Origin of the sequence: Escherichia coli DSM 30083 = JCM 1649 = ATCC 11775, from assembly GCF_003697165.2 — a bacterium.
In the GTDB taxonomy this organism is placed as follows: Bacteria; Pseudomonadota; Gammaproteobacteria; order Enterobacterales; family Enterobacteriaceae; genus Escherichia; species Escherichia coli.
Window position 1 is genome coordinate 576,288 of the sequence record NZ_CP033092.2, and the last position, 20,492, is coordinate 596,779.

Here is a 20,492-nt window from a genome sequence, read left to right on the forward strand (position 1 = left end):
TGCGGCGGGGGGCTTTTAACCGGGCAGGACGCCTTGTTAGCAACCGGGAACAGGACGTTCATTCAACCGTGGTCTTCGGGAGTGGGAAATGAAGCCTTTTTTGCGCTGGTGTTTCGTTGCGACAGCACTTACGCTTGCAGGATGCAGTAATACTTCCTGGCGTAAAAGTGAAGTTCTCGCGGTACCATTGCAACCGACTTTACAGCAGGAAGTGATTCTGGCACGTATGGAACAGATCCTTGCCAGTCGGGCTTTAACCGATGACGAACGCGCACAGCTTTTATATGAGCGCGGAGTGTTGTATGATAGTCTCGGTCTGAGGGCATTAGCGCGTAACGATTTTTCGCAAGCGCTGGCAATCCGACCGGATATGCCTGAAGTATTCAATTACTTAGGCATATATTTAACGCAGGCAGGCAATTTTGATGCTGCCTATGAAGCGTTTGATTCTGTACTTGAGCTTGATCCAACTTACAACTACGCGCACTTGAATCGCGGGATCGCATTATATTACGGCGGTCGTGACAAGTTAGCGCAAGATGATCTGCTGGCGTTTTATCAAGACGATCCCAATGATCCTTTCCGTAGTCTGTGGCTTTATCTCGCCGAGCAGAAGCTCGATGAGAAGCAGGCTAAAGAAGTGTTGAAACAGCACTTCGAAAAATCGGATAAGGAACAGTGGGGATGGAACATTGTCGAGTTCTACCTGGGCAACATTAGCGAACAAACGTTAATGGAAAGGCTCAAGGCGGACGCAACGGATAACACCTCGCTCGCTGAGCATCTCAGTGAAACCAACTTCTATTTAGGTAAGTACTACCTAAGTCTGGGGGATTTGGACAGCGCCACGGCACTGTTCAAACTGGCGGTTGCCAACAACGTTCATAACTTTGTTGAGCACCGATACGCATTGTTGGAATTATCGCTCCTGGGCCAGGACCAAGATGACCTGGCAGAATCGGACCAGCAATAGCTGACGTACACATCAGCCCGTAATCTTTTTTGATTGCCATCACCTTAACGGGTGAGGGCGTTGTTGTTCGTTAATACACCTACTTTGAGCCGGTTCACACTTTTCAATGAAAATTGCTGATCAATTTCATGATGAGTTATGTAGACTGGCCGCCATTAATTTTGAGGCACACGTACTACATGGCTGAATTCGAAACCACTTTTGCAGATCTGGGCCTGAAGGCTCCTATCCTTGAAGCCCTTAACGATCTGGGTTACGAAAAACCATCTCCAATTCAGGCAGAGTGTATTCCACATCTGCTGAATGGCCGCGACGTTCTGGGTATGGCCCAGACGGGGAGCGGAAAAACTGCAGCATTCTCTTTACCTCTGCTGCAGAATCTTGATCCTGAGCTGAAAGCACCACAGATTCTGGTGTTGGCACCGACCCGCGAACTGGCGGTACAGGTTGCTGAGGCAATGACGGATTTCTCTAAACACATGCGCGGCGTAAACGTGGTTGCCCTGTACGGCGGCCAGCGTTATGACGTGCAATTACGCGCCCTGCGTCAGGGGCCGCAGATTGTTGTCGGTACTCCGGGCCGTCTGCTGGACCACCTGAAACGTGGCACTCTGGACCTCTCTAAATTGAGCGGTCTGGTTCTGGATGAAGCTGACGAAATGCTGCGCATGGGCTTCATCGAAGACGTTGAAACCATTATGGCGCAGATCCCGGAAGGTCATCAGACCGCTCTGTTCTCTGCAACCATGCCGGAAGCGATTCGTCGCATTACCCGCCGCTTTATGAAAGAGCCGCAGGAAGTGCGCATTCAGTCCAGCGTGACTACCCGTCCTGACATCAGCCAGAGCTACTGGACTGTCTGGGGTATGCGTAAAAACGAAGCACTGGTACGTTTCCTGGAAGCGGAAGATTTTGATGCGGCGATTATCTTCGTTCGTACCAAAAACGCGACTCTGGAAGTGGCAGAAGCTCTTGAGCGTAACGGCTACAACAGCGCCGCGCTGAACGGTGACATGAACCAGGCGCTGCGTGAGCAGACACTGGAACGCCTGAAAGATGGTCGTCTGGACATCCTGATTGCGACCGACGTTGCAGCCCGTGGCCTGGACGTTGAGCGTATCAGCCTGGTGGTTAACTACGATATCCCGATGGATTCTGAGTCTTACGTTCACCGTATCGGTCGTACCGGTCGTGCAGGTCGTGCTGGTCGTGCACTGCTGTTCGTTGAGAACCGTGAGCGTCGTCTGCTGCGCAACATCGAACGCACCATGAAGCTGACCATTCCGGAAGTAGAACTGCCGAACGCAGAACTGCTGGGCAAACGTCGTCTGGAAAAATTTGCCGCTAAAGTACAGCAGCAGCTGGAAAGCAGCGATCTGGATCAATACCGTGCACTGCTGAGCAAAATTCAGCCGACTGCCGAAGGTGAAGAGCTGGATCTCGAAACTCTGGCAGCCGCACTACTGAAAATGGCACAGGGTGAACGTACTCTGATTGTTCCGCCAGATGCGCCGATGCGTCCGAAACGTGAATTCCGTGACCGTGATGACCGTGGTCCGCGCGATCGTAACGACCGTGGCCCGCGTGGCGACCGTGAAGATCGTCCGCGTCGTGAACGTCGTGATGTTGGCGATATGCAGCTGTACCGTATTGAAGTGGGCCGCGATGATGGTGTTGAAGTTCGTCATATCGTTGGCGCGATTGCTAACGAAGGTGACATCAGCAGCCGTTACATCGGTAACATCAAGCTGTTTGCTTCTCACTCCACCATCGAACTGCCGAAAGGTATGCCGGGTGAAGTGCTGCAACACTTTACGCGTACTCGCATTCTCAACAAGCCGATGAACATGCAGTTGCTGGGCGATGCACAGCCGCATACTGGTGGTGAGCGTCGTGGCGGTGGTCGTGGTTTCGGTGGCGAACGTCGTGAAGGCGGTCGTAACTTCAGCGGTGAACGCCGTGAAGGGGGTCGTGGTGATGGGCGTCGTTTTAGCGGCGAACGTCGTGAAGGCCGCGCACCGCGTCGTGATGACTCTACCGGTCGTCGTCGTTTCGGTGGTGATGCGTAATCATCGCTGAACAGCGAACACAATCTGTAAAATAATATATACAGCCCCGATTTTAACCATCGGGGCTTTTTTTCTGTTTTTTGTACTCATGTACTGGTACAGTGCAATGCATAACAACACAGTCGCACTATTTTTCACTGGAGAGAAGCCCTCATGGCAACACTAACCACCACCCAAACGTCACCGTCGCTGCTTGGCGGCGTGGTGATTATCGGCGGCACCATTATTGGCGCAGGGATGTTTTCTCTGCCTGTGGTCATGTCCGGGGCGTGGTTCTTCTGGTCAATGGCGGCGCTGATCTTTACCTGGTTCTGTATGCTGCATTCCGGCTTGATGATTCTGGAAGCTAACCTGAATTATCGAATCGGTTCTAGCTTTGACACCATCACCAAAGATTTGCTGGGCAAAGGCTGGAACGTAGTCAACGGCATTTCCATTGCCTTTGTGCTCTATATCCTGACTTACGCCTATATTTCTGCCAGCGGTTCGATTCTGCATCACACCTTCGCGGAGATGTCGCTGAACGTCCCTGCACGGGCAGCTGGATTTGGTTTTGCACTGCTGGTAGCGTTCGTGGTGTGGTTGAGTACGAAAGCTGTCAGCCGGATGACAGCAATTGTGCTGGGGGCGAAAGTCATTACTTTCTTCCTCACCTTCGGCAGCCTGCTGGGGCATGTGCAGCCTGCGACATTGTTCAACGTCGCCGAAAGCAATGCGTCTTATGCGCCGTATCTGCTGATGACACTGCCATTCTGTCTGGCATCGTTTGGTTATCACGGTAACGTACCGAGCCTGATGAAGTATTACGGCAAAGATCCGAAAACCATCGTGAAATGCCTGGTGTACGGTACGCTGATGGCGCTGGCGCTGTATACCATCTGGTTGCTGGCGACGATGGGTAACATCCCGCGTCCGGAGTTTATCGGTATCGCCGAGAAGGGCGGTAATATTGATGTGCTGGTACAGGCGTTAAGCGGCGTACTGAACAGCCGTAGTCTGGATCTTCTACTGGTCGTGTTCTCAAACTTTGCGGTAGCGAGTTCGTTCCTTGGCGTAACGCTGGGTTTGTTTGACTATCTGGCAGATCTGTTTGGTTTTGACGACTCGGCTATGGGCCGTTTGAAAACAGCGTTGCTGACCTTTGCCCCGCCTGTTGTGGGTGGTCTGCTGTTTCCTAACGGATTCCTGTACGCCATTGGTTATGCTGGCTTAGCGGCTACCATCTGGGCGGCAATTGTTCCGGCGCTGTTGGCCCGCGCATCGCGTAAACGCTTTGGTAGCCCGAAATTCCGTGTATGGGGCGGCAAGCCGATGATTATGCTGATTCTGGTATTTGGCGTTGGCAACGCACTGGTCCATATCTTATCGAGCTTTAATGTGCTGCCGGTGTATCAGTAATCAGCGGTGCCTTATCCGACATTTCTGCTGCCTACACAATGCCTGATGCGCTTCGCTTATCAGGCCTACGTAGGACAGCGTTGCCAGCTCGGATAAGGCTTCCCGCGTTAAGACATACTATCCCAACAACTCTTCCTTAACATCCATCGCCAGTTCAAACGAATGCAGGCGCGCCTGGTGGTCGAAAATCTGCCCGTTAACCATAATCTCATCGGCGTCGGTTTCGCGCAGGATCGACTGCAAGCCATGACGCACTTTCGCTTTATCGCCCACCAGCGACATACTCAGCGCCTGCTGCACACCATACTGTTCGGACGGCGACCAGAACTGATCCATATTTTGAATCGGTGGCGGCAGTTGCCCGGTTTCGCCGCGGCGCAGCTTCACAAAGGCTTGCTGCATTGAGGTAAACAGGAATTCGGCATCGCGGTTGCTGTCGGCGGCGATAATATTGATGCACACCATCGCATACGGTTTCTCCAACCGTGCCGACGGTTTGAAGTTGCTGCGATAAAGATGCAGCGCCTGGAACAACATATCCGGCGCGAAGTGTGAGGCAAACGCAAACGGCAGACCAAGCTGCGCCGCCAGTTGCGCGCTGTAAAGGCTGGAGCCTAACAACCACACGGGGATTTTCTCGCCATAGCCTGGTACCGGGCGCACATGCGGATTGGGATCGCGGGCGTCAAACCAGTCCACCAGTTCCGCGACATCGCGGGGGAAATTATCAATATCGCCGCTCATATGACGACGCAGCGCCATCATGGTTCGCTGATCGCTACCCGGTGCACGACCCAGCCCCAAATCGATTCGCCCCGGATAGAGCGTATTGAGCGTGCCGAACTGTTCGGCGATCACCAATGGTGAGTGGTTAGGCAACATCACGCCGCCAGACCCCAGATGCAGCGTGGTGGTATTCGCCGCCAGATAGCCAATTAACACCGACGTTGCAGCACTGGCAATGCCGGTCATATTGTGGTGTTCCGCCAGCCAGTAGCGATGATAGCCGCGCTTTTCAGCCAGACGGGCGAGATCGAGAGAGTGGGAGAACGCATCTCGCGCTGAAGAACCTTCGGGAATGGGGGCCAGATCGAGTAACGAAAACGCAATGGTTTTATCAGTCATAACAGCTCACTTTGTTACCGATTAATCTTTAATACTGCATTAAAGAGTAGTTAAAGTTGTTAACAAAGTGAGCTATATACTTACGCTTGCAGCTCCAGCCCGGCCAGCCGCCGCCAGTAGCCGTTACAATCGCTGTTTGCCGTCAACGGCAGTGGTGCAGCGCCATTTTCATTGGCGCGGAAGGCGTCGAGCATTGCGAAAGTGTCAGTACCCTGCGGTGACAGGCGGACCACATCGACCAGCCCCTGCATGGATGCCAGCTCGTTACCGAGGTTGTAAACGTAGCCGCTCATGGTCTGAATGCCGTTGAGTACAAACACTTGTTGGTTTTCCTGCGACAGCACGTTGCGCCCGTTCGGATACTTAATGCAGCAGGTTTCGCACTCATCTTTCGGGCGGTCTTCCGAACGCGCGGTAAAGCAGCGAGCAGAGTAGGCCAGCGGCAGATGACCGTAGCTCAAGACTTCCACTTCAAACTGGTTACGAATGCCCAGCTCATCGCACTGATTAAGCAGATTCACCAGCCAGTCGCGGGAAAGCTCCACCGGCATACACCAGCGCATCATGCCCTGTTTGAGCAATATTTTCAGCGTCACCGCGTTGTAGCAGTTCAGCGCGTGCCCGGCGACGAACGGCAGTTTGCGTTCAGCGCACATATTCACCACGCCGAGATCGCTGGCTTCAATCAGAAACTCACCGTTCTCAACATAGCGTTTCAGTTCGCCCAGTTCGGAGGATGCCTGCACCAGCGCCAGCGTGGAGAGCACAATCTGCTTGCCACTTCCGGCGAGTGATTTTGCCATCTCCAGCCAGTCGCCAACTTTGGTTGCCCGGCGCTTGCTGCATACCGCTTCACCAAGATAAATCACGTCGGCGCTGCTGGCGGCGGCCTGCTGATAAAATTCTTCCAGCGTCTCTTTTGGCCAGTACCACAGCACTGGCCCTAAGGAATATTTCATTGCTTTTCTCACTGCCATTTACGGTGATATGCGCCAAGGGTGGTCTGCGTGCCTTCGGACATCGACCCGAGCGTCTCCATCCACGCGCTTTGCGGTATGAAGTTTTGCGGATCGGCCTTACAACGGTCGATAGCCTGACGCCAGACTTTCGCCACCTGGCTGACATACGCCGGGCTACGCTGGCGGCCTTCAATTTTCACCGAAGCGATATTCGCCGCCATTAACTCCGGCAGCAGTTCCAGGGTATTGAGACTGGTTGGTTCTTCCAGCGCATGATAGCGCTCGCCGTTCACCAGATAACGCCCTTTACATAGCGTCGGATAACCTGCGTTTTCGCCGTCCTGATAACGGTCGATCAGCACTTCGTTCAGGCGGGATTCCAGCCCCTGCGGCGTTTGTTGCCAGCGCACGAAACGGGCCGGAGAACACGCGCCCACGGTGTTGGGCGACTCACCCGTCAAATACGACGACAGATAGCAACGACCTTCCGACATAATGCACAGGCTGCCGAAAGCAAAGACTTCCAGTGGTACAGGTGTGACCCGTGCCAGTTGTTTCACCTGATGAATCGACAACACGCGCGGCAGCACCACGCGGGCAACGTCAAAATGGCGATGATAAAAGTTAATCGCCTCTTCATTGGTCGCCGAAGCCTGCACCGATACGTGGCGCTCAATATGCGGATAACGCTCGGCGGCGTACTCCAGCATGGCGAGGTCGGCGAGTATCAGCGCGTCGGCACCCAGTTGCGCCGCCATATCCACGGCGCGCTGCCAACGGGCGTAACCGTCCGGATGCGCAAAAGTGTTAATCGCGATGTGAAGTTTGCGGCGATGTTGATGGACAAAACTCACCGCTTCCTGCAATTTTTTCTCGGTAAAGTTAAGGCCGGCGAAGTGACGGGCATTGGTATCATCTTTTAGCCCGATATAAACAGCATCTGCGCCGTTTTCGATGGCCGCCTTAAGCGCCGGGAGATTTCCGGCAGGGCAGAGCAGCTCCATAATTTTTCCTGAAGGTTGCGCTATCAAAACGCAAAAATGTTAACGAACTGGGATTTTAGTTAACCTTGCTGCGACAATTTTTGATTTAAGGCAGTTAAAGTTGTATTGGTGGTAGCAGCAATTTCATATGGAATTGTTGATTTATACCGCTATGTTATTTTTCTGATATGGCAAAATAGGATGATTGTTGAAACAGGGAGTAAAACTCGTGTTGGATAAACTGCGTTCCCGTATTGTGCATTTGGGGCCATCTCTGTTGAGTGTACCGGTAAAACTGACGCCATTTGCGCTAAAACGCCAGGTTCTTGAGCAGGTCTTAAGCTGGCAATTCCGTCAGGCGCTGGATGATGGCGAGCTGGAGTTTCTTGAAGGTCGCTGGTTAAGTATTCATGTGCGTGATATTGACCTGCAATGGTTTACCTCGGTGGTGAATGGCAAACTGGTCGTTAGCCAGAACGCGCAAGCTGATGTGAGTTTTAGTGCCGACGCCAGCGATCTGCTGATGATTGCGGCGCGTAAACAAGATCCGGATACGCTCTTCTTCCAGCGTCGGCTGGTGATTGAAGGCGATACGGAGCTGGGGCTGTATGTGAAAAACCTGATGGACGCCATTGAACTGGAGCAAATGCCGAAAGCCTTACGCATGATGCTGCTGCAACTGGCGGATTTTGTTGAGGCGGGAATGAAAACCGCGCCTGAAACCAAACAGACATCGGTAGGTGAACCATGCTAATTCGAGTAGAAATTCCCATTGATGCGCCGGGTATTGATGCCCTGCTGCGTCGTTCATTCGAAAGTGATGCGGAAGCGAAGCTGGTTCACGATCTGCGTGAAGATGGCTTTCTGACGCTGGGGCTGGTGGCGACAGATGACGAAGGTCAGGTCATTGGCTATGTGGCATTTAGTCCGGTTGATGTGCAGGGCGAAGACCTGCAATGGGTCGGCATGGCACCGCTGGCGGTAGATGAAAAATACCGTGGACAGGGGCTGGCACGCCAACTGGTCTATGAAGGACTCGATTCGCTTAATGAGTTCGGCTATGCCGCAGTGGTGACGCTGGGCGATCCGGCGCTGTACAGCCGTTTCGGCTTTGAACTGGCGGCACATCACGATCTGCGTTGCCGCTGGCCGGGCACTGAAAGTGCCTTCCAGGTACATCGTTTAGCGGATGACGCGCTGAACGGTGTAACTGGTCTGGTTGAGTATCACGAGCACTTCAATCGCTTTTAATCTCCGGGGTTTGCAGGCTGCTCAACAGTTCTGCAAACACTGCACCTTCCGCTACCAGACGCTCTTTTTGCCGTTTGGTCAGTTGCTTAACGCGATATTCTGCCCGTAACGCCAGCGAACGATCGCCCACTGGTGCGGAAAACGCCAGCGTTAGTTCTCCCTTCCCGCGCAGTGCTTTCGCCCCTTTGCCGCTTTGGTGCTGCTGATAGCGGCGTTCGACATCCGTGGTGATCCCGGTATAAAGCTTATTGTCGGCGGTACGGATCAAGTAAAGAAACCAGGGTGTCATCGTCTGCGTCGCATGTTAAGGTCAGGCCCACAGTATAAAAGAGAACAGCAATGGAAACACTCACCGCCATCAGCCGTTGGCTGGCAAAACAACATGTTGTCACCTGGTGTGTGCAGCAGGAAGGGGAACTGTGGTGCGCCAATGCCTTTTATCTTTTTGATGCGCAGAAAGTCGCCTTCTACATTTTGACGGAAGAAAAAACGCGTCATGCGCAGATGAGCGGGCCGCAGGCGGCAATTGCCGGAACGGTAAACGGTCAGCCGAAAACGGTAGCGTTAATTCGCGGCGTGCAGTTTAAAGGTGAGATCCGCAGACTGGAAGGCGAGGAAAGCGACCTCGCACGCAAGGCGTACAATCGTCGCTTTCCGGTTGCCAGAATGCTGTCGGCCCCGGTATGGGAAATCCGGCTCGATGAAATCAAATTCACCGACAACACGCTGGGCTTTGGTAAAAAAATGATTTGGCTACGTAACTCAGGCACCGAGCAGGCGTAACGCCTCGCGGTTAAACGCTGGCAGATCGTCCGGTGTCCGGCTGGTAACCAGCTGATCTTTATCGACCACCACTTCCTGATCGTAAAATTCCGCGCCCGCGTTTTTAACATCAATCACGATCGGTTTAACGGCGGTCAGCTTACGACCAAGGATCACATCGGCGCTGATCAGCAACTGGGGACCGTGACAGATGGCGAAAACAGGTTTGCCGCTGTTCACAAAATCGCGTGTGAAGGTGACAAAACGGTTGTCACCACGCAGATAATCTGGTGAATGACCGCCCGGTAGCAGCAGGGCATCGAACTCTGCGGGCGTCACTTCATCGATGGATTTATCGATGGCCACGCTGGCTTCTCCTTTTTTGCCTTTCACCGTTTTACCCGCTTGTTTTTCAATGGTAATCACTTCGTGTCCGGCTTTACGGAACTCGTCTGCGGGTGAAGTAAATTCTGAATCCTCAAATTCATCAGTGATTAAAACGGCGATTTTCTTACTCATGCTTCCTCCGCGTTGTTGCATTGGATGAGGCGAATTTTCCACAATCGGGGATAATTACCTCATGATCTATTAAGCCTGGTGCATGAGCCGGGGAGCGCAAGGCAGACAATTCTGTAAAGGAGCGAAGATGAGTCAGGTACTGATTACAGGCGCAACGGGGCTGGTGGGCGGTCACCTGCTGCGGATGTTGATTAATGAACCGAAAGTTAACGCCATTGCTGCGCCGACGCGACGTCCGTTGGGCGATATGCCCGGGGTGTTTAATCCCCATGATCCGCAACTGACTGACGCGCTGGCGCAGGTCACCGATCCCATCGACATTGTGTTTTGTTGTCTCGGCACCACGCGGCGAGAAGCGGGGAGCAAAGAGGCGTTTATTCATGCCGATTACACGTTGGTGGTGGATACCGCATTAACCGGGCGGCGGCTCGGTGCGCAGCATATGCTGGTGGTCAGTGCTATGGGTGCTAATGCCCACTCGCCGTTTTTCTATAACCGCGTCAAAGGGGAGATGGAAGAAGCATTAATCGCCCAGAACTGGCCGAAATTGACCATTGCTCGCCCGTCGATGTTACTGGGCGATCGTAGCAAACAGCGGATGAACGAAACGCTTTTTGCGCCGCTGTTCCGTTTGTTACCCGGTAACTGGAAATCCATTGATGCGAGAGACGTGGCGCGGGTCATGCTGGCAGAGGCGATGCGGCCTGAGCATGAAGGTGTGACGATTTTAAGCTCTTCAGAATTACGCAAAAGAGCTGAATAATTATTCCCAAGAATTGATAGTGAGCGTAATATTCACGCGCTCAATTATCATAACTTATTCCTGGGGAATGCTATGACTGGTCAGTCTTCATCTCAGACGGCAACGCCCATTCAGTGGTGGAAACCCGCGCTTTTCTTTCTCGTTGTCATTGCCGGTCTCTGGTATGTGAAATGGCAACCTTACTACGGCAAAGCGTTTACTGCTGCCGAAACCCACAGTATCGGTAAATCTATCCTTGCGCAGGCGGATGCTAATCCGTGGCAGGCGGCGTTGAATTACGCGATGATCTATTTTCTCGCGGTATGGAAAGCGGCGGTGCTGGGGGTGATCCTCGGTTCGTTGATTCAGGTGCTGATCCCGCGTGACTGGTTGTTGCGTACGCTTGGGCAATCGCGCTTTCGCGGCACGCTGCTGGGAACGCTGTTTTCGCTGCCGGGTATGATGTGTACCTGCTGTGCGGCTCCGGTCGCGGCGGGAATGCGTCGCCAACAGGTGTCGATGGGCGGTGCGCTGGCATTCTGGATGGGGAATCCGTTGTTAAACCCGGCGACGCTGGTGTTTATGGGGTTCGTCCTCGGCTGGGATTTTGCGGCGATTCGTCTGGTGGCGGGGCTGGTGATGGTGTTGCTGATTGCGACGCTGGTGCAAAAATGGGTGCGTGAAACACCGCAAACGCAGGCACCGGTCGAAATTGACATACCGGAAGCACAGGGAGGATTTTTTAGCCGCTGGGGCAGGGCGCTATGGACGCTTTTCTGGAGTACGATCCCGGTTTACATCCTTGCAGTACTGGTGTTGGGTGCCGCTCGCGTCTGGTTATTCCCCCATGCCGATGGTGCTGTCGATAACAGCCTGATGTGGGTGGTGGCGATGGCGGTGGCAGGATGCTTGTTTGTCATTCCCACGGCAGCAGAAATTCCGATTGTACAAACGATGATGCTGGCAGGTATGGGAACTGCTCCGGCGCTGGCATTGTTGATGACGCTCCCGGCGGTGAGTTTGCCGTCACTGATTATGCTGCGCAAAGCGTTCCCGACGAAAGCCTTATGGCTGACGGGGGCGATGGTGGCAGTGTCTGGTGTGATTGTCGGCGGGCTGGCGCTGTTGGTTTGATTTGAGGGAAAACATGTCGGATGCGGCGTAAACGCCTTATCCGACCTACGGTTTGCATCGTTGTAGGCCTGATAAGACGCTGCAAGCGTCGCATCAGGCATTACAAGGGCTGCTATTTAATAAACGTAAACGCCGTAGTTACCCGCTTCACGCCGCTTACCCGGCTGGCAATATCTGCCGCCGCTTTCGCTTCACGTTCAGTCACCAGCCCCATCAGGAACACTTCACCGTTTTCGGTGGTCACTTTCACGTTGGACGATTTCACCAGGTCGCTGGTTAACAGCTGCGAACGTACTTTGGTGGTGATCCACGTATCGTTAGACGCTTCGCCCAGACCAATCGGCTGGCCCTGACGAATCTCGTTATACACTTCGTTGGCACCGTCTACGCCCATAGCAATCTGTTTGGCGCGAGCCGAAAGTTCAGCGTTTGGTGACTGCCCAACCAGCAGCACTTTGCCCTGATAGGCCGTTACATTAATGCGCGCTTCTTTCTTAATTTGTTCGTCTTTCGACAATGCGCTGTTCACGCGCACTTCCAGGGTACCATCGTCTACCTGGGTGCCGACACTGCGTGGGTCAGTTGCGGCTTTGGTACCCACAGCAGCAGTACCCACTACGGCAGCGGCAACACAACCTTGCAACAGCAGCGCGGAAATAAGGACTGCGATTGGCGATAATGCCTTCATGTATTCTCCTTAAACATCCTGGTGAGGGAAAAGCGTGTTATCGATCAGATCGCACAGGCAATTTACCGTCAGCATATGCATTTCCTGAATGCGAGCACTACGATGCGAAGGAATGCGGATCTCCACATCCTGTGGCCCTAACAAACCTGCAAGTTCACCGCCGTCATAGCCGGTTAATGCCACAATGGTCATATCACGCGTAACGGCAGCTTCTACCGCTTTTACAATATCGCGGCTGTTGCCACGGGTGGAAATGGCTAACAATACATCTCCCGCATGGCCCAGCGCCCGCACCTGTTTTGCATACACTTCATCATGTAAGCGATCGTTGGCAATTGCCGTTAAGACAACATTATCAGTATTTAGTGCAATGGCAGGTAAGCTGGGCCGCTCCGTTTCGAAACGGTTGATCATGCTGGCAGCAAAATGCTGTGCATTGGCAGCGGAAGTTCCATTACCACAACAGAGGATTTTGTTGCCATTGAGCAGAGACTGAACCAGCGTCATGGCTGCACGGGAGATGGCATCCGGAAGCGCCTCTGCCGCCGCAATTTGAGTTTGAATGCTTTCAGTGAAGCAAGCTTTAATTCTTTCTTGCACGCTAATCCTTAAACCTTAATTATGAGTGGTCATTAAAGGCATCCTTAATCCACTCAACCTCATTCCCGGTGAAGGCTACCACATCGAACCGGCAATCCACAGTATCAAAACTCCCATTATGACGCGCGAGCCACAAGCGGGCAGTCTGTAATAATTTGTGTTGTTTGCTGCGGGTCACACTGGCTGCCGCGCCGCCATAAAGCGCAGAGCGGCGGTAACGCACCTCGATAAAAACGGTGGTCCGGCCTTCACGCATTATCAGATCGATCTCGCCGCCACGCTCGTTCACGTTAGCGGCGATAAACCGTAGTCCTTTGCCTTCCAGCCAGCGACGCGCTTGTGCTTCCCACGCATCGCCGGTCTGTTTGGTGGTTAACTGGCGGGGACTACCTGACCTTGTTGGTACTGTAGCCATGATAACTTCCTGTTAATCACGCAATCCGGGTTTGCCGTCAGGCTTCCGGTATTACCGTTGATTTCAAAACCCTGAACCTGGCGCATTTGTGAGAAATGATTTGCCAACGACCAGGCATCGACGCCCATCGCATACATGCGAGCCAGCGAATAATCGTTGTTCACCGCGCTGAGCGCCTGCTGCATTAACGGCAGATTACCGCCTGCCAGCATCGGGATTTCGCTGTACTGCAAGCCTTCCATCTCCAGGCGGAAATCCGGGCCAGCGGTCCCTTGCGCACTGCGGGAGCTGGCGTACAGCGTTGCACCGCTCTGGCTACCGTTACGCATGGCGATCATTGGTTTGATAAAAGCGATTTCACCCGGCGTTGCCACAATGTACACCGCATCGACACGACCGCCATTATTGGTGAACTGATCATCGGTTGGTGTGGTTTGCAGCGTTGGATTGTTGGTCGTCATGCCGGAGTCGGTTGTTTCTCTGGGAGTAATCGGGCTACCCGTTAAAGCGATACCCGAACCGCCGTTAACACCCGCGCGTAACTCGCTGGTGGAACCAAATTTTTGTTGCAGAACGGTGCCGCCGCCCAGTTTCTGCCACTCTTGCGCAAACGCATTGGCTACGCGATCGCCCAATGAACTGCGTGGGATCAGCACCAGCGGCGCTTGTTTACCCTGGTCACGAATATGACGCGCTGCATCGCGCGCTTCGTCTTCCGGTGAAAGCGCGAAGTAACAAATATTGACGCGGTTTTCGATGTTCTCCGGCTGGTTCAGTGCCAGCACGTTCAGCGGAGTGTTGCTCTTCAGCAACTCTTCAACGTTATTTTTCAGCAACGGACCGACCACAATACTCGCGCCATCCTGCTGAACCTGGCTTAAGATCTGGCTAAGTGGTTGTGATGAGGTATCGTAGATTTTCAGCTCTGCGGATGGATTTGCGGGTGCGCTTACCGCTGCGGTGCTTGTCGCCGGGGCGCTTACAGGCACCGACTGAGCCGCAGGCTGTTCACCGGTCAGATCGCTAACCGAAGCTTGTGCCGGGCTGGCAACGCCATCCACGGTTTGCGGCTGAGGTTGTTCTGCTACGTCTGCGGCAGGTGCGGCTGCTACCTGGGCCACCACTGGCTGAGTGCCGATATTTTTCGCCGCTTCAAAGCCTTGCTGAATAGTGCGACCAAATACCGCTGCCTGGCCATTCAGCGGCAACAGCAGGGCGATTTTGTTGGTCGATGCGGGTTTAAACGCTTTTACGTTAACCAACTGCGTTGGCAGCATTTTCGCGCCCGGGTTGTTCGGATAACGTTTCTGCCAGTCGGCGATCCCAGCTTTCATCATGTCAGGATCGTTACGGTTATCAAACCAGACGCGCTGCAAATCCAGCCAGCCTTGCAGAATATTTTCGTCGGCGTTGATCACCAGCGTATTCGCCTGCTCCTGAGTCATGGAGGAGAGCGCCTGCCATGTGGCGTCAATATTCTGCTGCTTTTCTTTCGCACCGAGCAGCGGTTCCTGAGCAATTAACGCGCGCAGTAAATCAATGGAAGGACGCCCCTGGCTGGCATCGATTTTTGCCTGCCAGTAACGGGCTTGCTGGTTTTGTTCTAAATCGGCAGGTGTGATTTTCGCCAGCAAGTTTTGCGCGCCAGCAAAATCTTTCTGCGCCAGTTTAATCTCTGCCGCCAGCAGTGTTTTCTCGCGACGCTGAGTATCATTCAGTTCTTGCGGTAGTTGGTTAAACAACTCAACTGCCTGCCCGGTTTTACCTTCTTTCACCAGTGCACGAATGGCGAGTAATTGCCAGTTGATCCTGGTATCATCAGAACTTTGCTGCATCTGTTGCAGGTAAAAGGCAGAATCAGCCTGCGCCGTGCCCTGCATATAAGCAGTGGACTGATCGGGAGTATGGGTGCCACAACCGGCGAAAATCAGGGCTGCCAGAACAACAGGCAGACAACGCGCGGCTTTCAAACGAGAAAATGTTGAGGGTACCATAATGTATCCAGTGATATTTTTTTTACGCAATGCTCAATATTAAATCGGCAATACGGACGACACAATGAAACAACACCAATCGGCGGATAATTCTCAGGGCCAGCTTTACATTGTACCGACGCCAATCGGCAATCTGGCGGATATCACCCAGCGTGCGTTGGAGGTATTACAGGCCGTTGATCTGATTGCCGCCGAGGATACGCGTCACACCGGTTTATTGCTGCAACATTTTGGGATTAATGCTCGGTTGTTTGCGCTGCACGACCATAACGAACAACAAAAAGCCGAAACGCTGCTGGCGAAGCTGCAAGAGGGGCAAAACATTGCGCTGGTTTCCGATGCCGGAACGCCGCTAATTAACGATCCTGGCTACCATCTGGTGCGTACCTGCCGTGAAGCGGGGATTCGCGTGGTGCCGCTACCCGGGCCGTGTGCTGCTATCACTGCGTTAAGCGCCGCGGGTTTACCATCCGATCGTTTTTGTTATGAAGGCTTTTTACCTGCCAAATCAAAAGGCCGCCGTGATGCGCTAAAAGCCATTGAAGCGGAGCCGCGCACGCTGATTTTTTATGAATCTACCCACCGTCTGTTAGATAGCCTGGAAGATATCGTTGCGGTATTAGGCGAATCCCGCTACGTCGTTCTGGCGCGTGAGCTGACCAAAACCTGGGAAACCATTCACGGCGCGCCCGTTGGCGAGCTGCTGGCGTGGGTCAAAGAAGATGAAAACCGTCGCAAAGGCGAAATGGTACTGATTGTCGAAGGCCATAAAGCACAGGAAGAAGACTTACCCGCCGATGCCCTGCGCACGCTGGCGCTGCTACAGGCAGAACTGCCGCTGAAAAAAGCGGCGGCGCTGGCAGCAGAAATTCACGGCGTGAAGAAAAATGCGCTGTATAAGTATGCGCTGGAGCAGCAGGGAGAGTGATTACAGGCGTCGCAGCAGGAATAGCGTTGCAACGCCTGTAGCAGGCGAGTTAACGACGACACATCTCATCAATCATGCATGTGAAATAGTTATGCAGCCATAAAAATGAAGCCGGGATAGCGGTAGAGACTTTAGCCGTGAGAAAACGTTCTGTCGCATCCTGTTTTCCTTCGCCAGTCACCAGTAACAAAACTTCGCGGGCATTGAGAATATCCTTCAGGCCTAAGGTGATCCCACGAGTCACGGGACGGTCCGCGGTTTTTAACATCTCATGTTGCTGTGTTCTGGCATCAAGTTGACTGATATGGCAGGCCGGTTGCAGGCTTTCTCCCGGTTCGTTCAGCCCAAGATGACCGTTTTTCCCCAATCCGAGAACGCATAAGTCCAGACCGCCTTTGCGCGCAATCAGGTTCGTTACCCGTTCGCACTCTGTCTCATTTATCTCTTCGGAGTGAAAGCTGATGAGCTGGTCTTCACGTAACCCCAGCGGCTGCACGATATGCTGTTGAAGGAAAGTTTCGCAGGTACCAGGCATCGTTAATGGCAGATCCACCCATTCGTCGAGCTTCACGAAGGTGAGCTGGCTGACATCAACCTGCTGCTGGTGGATTTTTTCTACCAGATAATGATACGTCAGTAATGGCGTGGCTCCGGTCGCCAGGCAAATCACGGCATCCGGTTTGCGACGGATCACGGCCAATAAATATTCGCTGGCACGTTCACTTAACGCCGTATAGTTTTCAACTTGTTGAAGGGTTTGCACAGGATGAAATTCCTTAAGTAAAGAGGCACCGCCAGACGCGGTGCCTCGTTCCATTTACAAAATGCCGAATGCAGAACAAACAATAGAAAGAACAAACGTCACGCCGATTAACAGCACCGGATGCGCTTTTTTCACCCGCAGGAAGTAATACATCAGCAGGGTGTAGGCCATCGGTAAAATATTCGGGAAGACTTTATCGAAGAAATCCTGTTGCAGTGCGACGCTGTGGGTACTGTCGATGGCAAACGACGTCACCACGTTAATATGCACATACGAAGCGATCAGCCCGCCGATTACTGTGATCCCGAGGATAGTTGCCGAACGAGCAATCATCTGCGAGTTCTCTCGCACTTTATCGATAGCCTTCACGCCGACTGAATAACCGACGTGGGTCCAGCCGACGCGCAGGAAAAAGATAAGCAGGTAAACGGCGAAAAACAAAATCGGTCCCAACAGGTTCCCCTGACTGGCAAACGATGAGCAAATCCCCGCCATAATTGGCAACAAGGTAAACCAGAAAATCGCATCGCCAATCCCGGCGATTGGGCCAAACAGCGCCACTTTGAGGCCTTTAATGGTGTCGCGGTTTTCTCCTTTTTCTTCCATCGAAATTAATAACCCCATCAGGAATCCGACCAGATTAGGGTGGGTATTAATAAATTCGAGGTTATCTTTCATCGCCGCGCTTAGGCCCGGTTTGTCGTCCTTATAAATCTTTTTCAGGATCGGCAACATCGCCCAGGTAAAACCGCCCGCCTGCATCCTTTCGTAGTTAAAGCTTGCTTGTAGCAGTGACGAACGAAAGCCCAGACGGGTGATATCTTTTTTACTGATTTCAGATCCCATTGCTGTAGTCCTCTTCTTCATTTTTACTGGCAACGGGCTGCGGTTGCGCTTGCTGCCGGGATTTCGCATTGAAAAACTCATACACCGCAAAGCCTGCGCCCAGTACGGCAACCGGCAACAGGTTGCTGACCTGGATGTAGCAAACAAACAGGAAACCGGCGATCAGGTAAGGGATATATTGTGCTTTGAACATCACGCGCAGCAGCAAGCCAAAACCAACGGCAGGCAGAATACCGCCAGCCACTTCAAAGCCGTGGGTCAGCCAGGCGGGCATCGCTTTCACCAGCGCCTGCATCGCCCCTTGTGCCAGGTAAGTACAGAGGAAAGCAATCACCGCATACGCTGAAGCGACGATGAGCATCGTTGCCCAGTTAAGTCGGGAAAATGCTGCCGTATCCGCCTCTTTTGCGCATTTATCGGCTTTGGTCATAAATAATGAGAAAGCGGAATAGAAGAACAGAATGACGTACTGCATTAACAAACTAAACGGCAGGCCAAGACCAATTGCCGTTTTGGCATCAACGCCCGTAGACCATGCAATGACAGTGGTCATCAGACCCGCCATAATAGGGTTGGGCGGCTGAACACCACCTGCAGGGGTTAATCCGGCGAAAGCCAACTCTGTCAGGCCACCGGTAATTAAGCCAGTCTGAATATCACCGAGAATAGCACCTGTAAGGGTACAAACGATTATCGGGCGGAATAAAAATAAGGCTTCCAGCCAAAAATCAATCCCCAGAAAGAAAACTAACGCCGCCAGGGATAATCCCTGGAGTAGGGTTATTTCATGCATTTTTATTACCTCAAACCAATATTAAGGCTATTTTAGATTTAGTCAGGGATTTGTTCTTTTTGATCGCCAGGGACGTCCTGAATGAAAACATTTACGCCACGTTGTTTAATAAAACGTAAATCCGTGAGATCCTGGTCATCGACATAAACTTTACTGCTGATTTGCTTTTTCCCTTCCGAGAAATGCATATTGCCGACGTTGACATCTTTCAGGTCAATACCACCTTCTACCAATTTACGTACCGTTTGTGGCGTACGGCAAATCAGGAAGATCTTCTGATGTGGTGCAGCTTTGCCGATGACGTTAATGGTTTTTTCGATAGTAAAGAAACGAATGCCAAAGCCGTAGGTTTCTGCGGTAATACCCATTAATTTCTGTTGAATATCATCGTTAGCGACAACATCATCCACGACTACTAACAGATTCGCACCGATGGTGGATGTCCAGGTCACGCCAACCTGACCGTGAACCAGACGGTTATCAATACGGGTTAAGAGAATATTTGGACTGCTCATTGTGTAATCCTCACCATAAAGTTGAATAATATAATCTTTTTAAATATATTATTGTTGCGATATTGTACTGATGTATTTATTAAGGTTTAGTTATCTCCTTTACCATTAAGGCACTCCCCGATATTAATCGGGAAGTACATTGGGATAAATCATAAAAAACTAATGATTATGCTGAAATTCGATTCGCTGAACCACAGACATTAATTTTATTTCTGACAACTTCTTTCATCGCATCCATTCCGACGCGCATATAATAACGAGGATCATTACCCTGAGGATTTTCCGCAAACCAGGCTTTAACCGCGCCAGCGAAGGCTATTTTTAATTCTGTGGCAACGTTCACTTTTGTTACGCCAAGTTCAATAGTGCGACGGACAAATTCATCCGGGACATCGCTGGCACCATGCAGCACCAGAGGAACATCCACCACTTCACGAATTTCCGCCAGCCGCTGGAAATCAATCTTCGGCGTTTTGCTGTATAAGCCGTGCGCCGTACCAATCGCTACCGCCAGGCTGTCGACGCCAGTCAGTTCGACAAAGCGTTTAGCTTCTTGTGGATCGGTCAGGAATGCACTTTCGGCGTCAACGCTCATGTCATCTTCAACACCGCCGAGGCGGCCCAGTTCTGCTTCCACGCTGCAATCCTGGGAGTGGCAGAAGTCGACAACCGATTTCACCAGCTTCACGTTCTCGGCAAACGGGAAATGACTGCCGTCGATCATCGCGCTGCGCACGCCTGCGTGGACTTTACGGCGAATATCATCCAGCGATTCGTGGTGATCGAGATGCAGTGCCAGCGGCATGTTATAGGTCGTGGAATAGGCGCTACACAGGGCGTAGATCTCTTCCAGCGCGATATGCTTAAAGGTCCCCGGCGTCCCGGCGAGGATCACCGGCGATCGCATTTCACTGCACACTTCGAGGATCGCCTGGATCGTCTCGGCGTTATGAATGTTAAAGGCAGGCACCGCGTAGCCATTGGCTTGGGCGTCCTGTAACAGATATTTGGTGGAGATAATGCTCATAATGCGAT

At 52.5% G+C, this 20,492-nt stretch carries 24 protein-coding genes; 10 read left to right on the forward strand and 14 right to left on the reverse strand.

Features of this window, described 5'->3' with window-relative positions:
• Positions 1–88 precede the first annotated feature (88 nt).
• The 4 genes from nlpI to mtr all read left to right on the forward strand — a co-directional run bounded on the left by nlpI (position 89) and on the right by mtr (position 4,440).
• The gene (gene nlpI, locus EAS44_RS03625; RefSeq protein ID WP_000802080.1) at positions 89–973 is read left to right on the forward strand and encodes a lipoprotein NlpI; all 885 of its coding nucleotides are present in this window, start codon (positions 89–91) and stop codon (positions 971–973) included.
• A gap of 106 nt (positions 974–1,079) precedes the next feature.
• The gene (gene yrbN, locus EAS44_RS03630; RefSeq protein WP_010723222.1) at positions 1,080–1,160 is read left to right on the forward strand and encodes a protein YrbN; all 81 of its coding nucleotides are present in this window, start codon (positions 1,080–1,082) and stop codon (positions 1,158–1,160) included.
• Positions 1,153–3,042 carry an ATP-dependent RNA helicase DeaD gene (gene deaD / locus EAS44_RS03635; RefSeq protein ID WP_001295553.1) on the forward strand — a complete coding sequence of 630 codons (1,890 nt, stop codon included), beginning with the start codon at positions 1,153–1,155 and terminating at the stop codon, positions 3,040–3,042. The genes yrbN and deaD overlap by 8 nt, the downstream gene beginning before the upstream one ends.
• Before the next feature lie 153 nt (positions 3,043–3,195).
• Positions 3,196–4,440: a tryptophan permease gene (mtr, locus tag EAS44_RS03640; RefSeq protein WP_000224347.1), complete on the forward strand. Its 1,245-nt coding sequence runs from the start codon at positions 3,196–3,198 to the stop codon at positions 4,438–4,440.
• A 117-nt stretch (positions 4,441–4,557) separates the two neighbouring features.
• On the opposite strand, the gene yhbW is transcribed toward mtr, so the two are convergent.
• The 3 genes from yhbW to ubiU all read right to left on the reverse strand — a co-directional run bounded on the left by yhbW (position 4,558) and on the right by ubiU (position 7,528).
• Positions 4,558–5,565, reverse strand: a complete 1,008-nt coding sequence (yhbW, locus tag EAS44_RS03645; protein ID WP_000130360.1) for a luciferase-like monooxygenase — start codon at positions 5,563–5,565, stop codon at positions 4,558–4,560.
• 80 nt (positions 5,566–5,645) lie between these two features.
• On the reverse strand, positions 5,646–6,524 hold the full coding sequence (gene ubiV / locus EAS44_RS03650; RefSeq protein WP_001298329.1) for a U32 family peptidase: 879 nt from the start codon (positions 6,522–6,524) through the stop codon (positions 5,646–5,648).
• Between the two features lie 8 nt (positions 6,525–6,532).
• Positions 6,533–7,528 (reverse strand): ubiquinone anaerobic biosynthesis protein UbiU, encoded by a 996-nt coding sequence (ubiU, locus tag EAS44_RS03655; RefSeq protein ID WP_001331668.1) that lies wholly within the window; start codon positions 7,526–7,528, stop codon positions 6,533–6,535.
• 208 nt (positions 7,529–7,736) lie between these two features.
• Here ubiU and ubiT point away from each other — a divergent pair, with 208 nt between their 5' ends.
• Positions 7,737–8,261 carry a ubiquinone anaerobic biosynthesis accessory factor UbiT gene (gene ubiT, locus EAS44_RS03660; protein WP_001295552.1) on the forward strand — a complete coding sequence of 175 codons (525 nt, stop codon included), beginning with the start codon at positions 7,737–7,739 and terminating at the stop codon, positions 8,259–8,261.
• The gene (gene yhbS, locus EAS44_RS03665) at positions 8,255–8,758 is read left to right on the forward strand and encodes a GNAT family N-acetyltransferase (RefSeq protein ID WP_000908554.1); all 504 of its coding nucleotides are present in this window, start codon (positions 8,255–8,257) and stop codon (positions 8,756–8,758) included. Before ubiT ends, yhbS begins: the two co-directional genes overlap by 7 nt.
• Here yhbS and yhbQ read toward each other — a convergent pair.
• On the reverse strand, positions 8,745–9,047 hold the full coding sequence (gene yhbQ, locus EAS44_RS03670) for a DNA damage response exodeoxyribonuclease YhbQ (protein ID WP_000189322.1): 303 nt from the start codon (positions 9,045–9,047) through the stop codon (positions 8,745–8,747). The genes yhbS and yhbQ overlap by 14 nt on opposite strands.
• A gap of 50 nt (positions 9,048–9,097) precedes the next feature.
• On the opposite strand from yhbQ, the gene yhbP reads away from it, so the two are divergent.
• A complete protein-coding gene (gene yhbP, locus EAS44_RS03675; protein WP_000449450.1) occupies positions 9,098–9,541 on the forward strand; it encodes a YhbP family protein in 444 nt (147 codons plus the stop codon).
• Here yhbP and yhbO read toward each other — a convergent pair.
• The gene (gene yhbO, locus EAS44_RS03680; protein ID WP_001350722.1) at positions 9,521–10,039 is read right to left on the reverse strand and encodes a protein/nucleic acid deglycase; all 519 of its coding nucleotides are present in this window, start codon (positions 10,037–10,039) and stop codon (positions 9,521–9,523) included. The two genes, yhbP and yhbO, sit on opposite strands and share 21 nt — an antisense overlap.
• A 127-nt stretch (positions 10,040–10,166) precedes the next feature.
• On the opposite strand from yhbO, the gene yraR reads away from it, so the two are divergent.
• The gene (gene yraR / locus EAS44_RS03685; RefSeq protein WP_000084526.1) at positions 10,167–10,802 is read left to right on the forward strand and encodes an NAD(P)H-binding protein; all 636 of its coding nucleotides are present in this window, start codon (positions 10,167–10,169) and stop codon (positions 10,800–10,802) included.
• Positions 10,803–10,874: 72 nt separating this feature from the next.
• Entirely contained in the window at positions 10,875–11,915 is a 1,041-nt protein-coding gene (gene yraQ / locus EAS44_RS03690; RefSeq protein ID WP_025855458.1) for a permease, read from the forward strand.
• Positions 11,916–12,027: 112 nt separating this feature from the next.
• Here yraQ and dolP read toward each other — a convergent pair whose 3' ends face one another.
• Genes dolP through lpoA form a run of 4 tightly spaced genes read right to left on the reverse strand, consistent with a single transcriptional unit; the run spans position 12,028 to position 15,612 of the window.
• A complete protein-coding gene (dolP, locus tag EAS44_RS03695) occupies positions 12,028–12,603 on the reverse strand; it encodes a division/outer membrane stress-associated lipid-binding lipoprotein (protein WP_000646033.1) in 576 nt (191 codons plus the stop codon).
• Positions 12,604–12,612: 9 nt separating this feature from the next.
• A complete protein-coding gene (gene diaA, locus EAS44_RS03700; protein WP_001158035.1) occupies positions 12,613–13,203 on the reverse strand; it encodes a DnaA initiator-associating protein DiaA in 591 nt (196 codons plus the stop codon).
• 19 nt (positions 13,204–13,222) lie between these two features.
• Positions 13,223–13,618: a YraN family protein gene (yraN, locus tag EAS44_RS03705; protein WP_000246833.1), complete on the reverse strand. Its 396-nt coding sequence runs from the start codon at positions 13,616–13,618 to the stop codon at positions 13,223–13,225.
• Positions 13,576–15,612, reverse strand: coding sequence for a penicillin-binding protein activator LpoA (lpoA, locus tag EAS44_RS03710; protein WP_000249171.1), 2,037 nt, complete (start codon positions 15,610–15,612; stop codon positions 13,576–13,578). Before lpoA ends, yraN begins: the two co-directional genes overlap by 43 nt.
• Before the next feature lie 64 nt (positions 15,613–15,676).
• Between lpoA and rsmI the strand changes: the two genes are divergently transcribed.
• Positions 15,677–16,540, forward strand: coding sequence for a 16S rRNA (cytidine(1402)-2'-O)-methyltransferase (gene rsmI / locus EAS44_RS03715; RefSeq protein ID WP_000809263.1), 864 nt, complete (start codon positions 15,677–15,679; stop codon positions 16,538–16,540).
• A gap of 49 nt (positions 16,541–16,589) precedes the next feature.
• Here rsmI and agaI read toward each other — a convergent pair whose 3' ends face one another.
• The 5 genes from agaI to kbaY form a co-directional block, all read right to left on the reverse strand.
• A complete protein-coding gene (gene agaI, locus EAS44_RS03720) occupies positions 16,590–17,357 on the reverse strand; it encodes a galactosamine-6-phosphate isomerase (RefSeq protein WP_001447238.1) in 768 nt (255 codons plus the stop codon).
• Complete coding sequence (gene agaD / locus EAS44_RS03725) at positions 17,358–18,149, reverse strand: PTS galactosamine transporter subunit IID (RefSeq protein WP_000534351.1); 792 nt, start codon at positions 18,147–18,149, stop codon at positions 17,358–17,360.
• Positions 18,139–18,942 carry a PTS galactosamine transporter subunit IIC gene (gene agaC / locus EAS44_RS03730; RefSeq protein ID WP_000544472.1) on the reverse strand — a complete coding sequence of 268 codons (804 nt, stop codon included), beginning with the start codon at positions 18,940–18,942 and terminating at the stop codon, positions 18,139–18,141. Before agaC ends, agaD begins: the two co-directional genes overlap by 11 nt.
• 38 nt (positions 18,943–18,980) lie before the next feature.
• A complete protein-coding gene (agaB, locus tag EAS44_RS03735; protein WP_000098025.1) occupies positions 18,981–19,457 on the reverse strand; it encodes a PTS galactosamine transporter subunit IIB in 477 nt (158 codons plus the stop codon).
• A 166-nt stretch (positions 19,458–19,623) separates the two neighbouring features.
• Positions 19,624–20,484 carry a tagatose-bisphosphate aldolase subunit KbaY gene (kbaY, locus tag EAS44_RS03740; RefSeq protein ID WP_000022766.1) on the reverse strand — a complete coding sequence of 287 codons (861 nt, stop codon included), beginning with the start codon at positions 20,482–20,484 and terminating at the stop codon, positions 19,624–19,626.
• Positions 20,485–20,492 lie beyond the last annotated feature (8 nt).

What these genes read in the sequence shown, in the direction of transcription:
- yraQ (WP_025855458.1), top strand. Translation starts at nt 10,875, where the DNA reads ATGACTGGTCAGTCTTCATCTCAGACGGCAACGCCCATTCAGTGGTGG.
- mtr (WP_000224347.1), top strand. Translation starts at nt 3,196, where the DNA reads ATGGCAACACTAACCACCACCCAAACGTCACCGTCGCTGCTTGGCGGC.
- yhbO (WP_001350722.1), bottom strand. Translation starts at nt 10,039, where the DNA reads ATGAGTAAGAAAATCGCCGTTTTAATCACTGATGAATTTGAGGATTCA.
- yhbP (WP_000449450.1), top strand. Translation starts at nt 9,098, where the DNA reads ATGGAAACACTCACCGCCATCAGCCGTTGGCTGGCAAAACAACATGTT.
- kbaY (WP_000022766.1), bottom strand. Translation starts at nt 20,484, where the DNA reads ATGAGCATTATCTCCACCAAATATCTGTTACAGGACGCCCAAGCCAAT.
- yraN (WP_000246833.1), bottom strand. Translation starts at nt 13,618, where the DNA reads ATGGCTACAGTACCAACAAGGTCAGGTAGTCCCCGCCAGTTAACCACC.
- deaD (WP_001295553.1), top strand. Translation starts at nt 1,153, where the DNA reads ATGGCTGAATTCGAAACCACTTTTGCAGATCTGGGCCTGAAGGCTCCT.
- agaD (WP_000534351.1), bottom strand. Translation starts at nt 18,149, where the DNA reads ATGGGATCTGAAATCAGTAAAAAAGATATCACCCGTCTGGGCTTTCGT.
- agaI (WP_001447238.1), bottom strand. Translation starts at nt 17,357, where the DNA reads ATGGAACGAGGCACCGCGTCTGGCGGTGCCTCTTTACTTAAGGAATTT.
- yhbS (WP_000908554.1), top strand. Translation starts at nt 8,255, where the DNA reads ATGCTAATTCGAGTAGAAATTCCCATTGATGCGCCGGGTATTGATGCC.
- yraR (WP_000084526.1), top strand. Translation starts at nt 10,167, where the DNA reads ATGAGTCAGGTACTGATTACAGGCGCAACGGGGCTGGTGGGCGGTCAC.
- yhbQ (WP_000189322.1), bottom strand. Translation starts at nt 9,047, where the DNA reads ATGACACCCTGGTTTCTTTACTTGATCCGTACCGCCGACAATAAGCTT.
- yhbW (WP_000130360.1), bottom strand. Translation starts at nt 5,565, where the DNA reads ATGACTGATAAAACCATTGCGTTTTCGTTACTCGATCTGGCCCCCATT.
- rsmI (WP_000809263.1), top strand. Translation starts at nt 15,677, where the DNA reads ATGAAACAACACCAATCGGCGGATAATTCTCAGGGCCAGCTTTACATT.
- yrbN (WP_010723222.1), top strand. Translation starts at nt 1,080, where the DNA reads ATGAAAATTGCTGATCAATTTCATGATGAGTTATGTAGACTGGCCGCC.
- agaC (WP_000544472.1), bottom strand. Translation starts at nt 18,942, where the DNA reads ATGCATGAAATAACCCTACTCCAGGGATTATCCCTGGCGGCGTTAGTT.
- agaB (WP_000098025.1), bottom strand. Translation starts at nt 19,457, where the DNA reads ATGAGCAGTCCAAATATTCTCTTAACCCGTATTGATAACCGTCTGGTT.
- ubiV (WP_001298329.1), bottom strand. Translation starts at nt 6,524, where the DNA reads ATGAAATATTCCTTAGGGCCAGTGCTGTGGTACTGGCCAAAAGAGACG.
- ubiU (WP_001331668.1), bottom strand. Translation starts at nt 7,528, where the DNA reads ATGGAGCTGCTCTGCCCTGCCGGAAATCTCCCGGCGCTTAAGGCGGCC.
- nlpI (WP_000802080.1), top strand. Translation starts at nt 89, where the DNA reads ATGAAGCCTTTTTTGCGCTGGTGTTTCGTTGCGACAGCACTTACGCTT.
- dolP (WP_000646033.1), bottom strand. Translation starts at nt 12,603, where the DNA reads ATGAAGGCATTATCGCCAATCGCAGTCCTTATTTCCGCGCTGCTGTTG.
- lpoA (WP_000249171.1), bottom strand. Translation starts at nt 15,612, where the DNA reads ATGGTACCCTCAACATTTTCTCGTTTGAAAGCCGCGCGTTGTCTGCCT.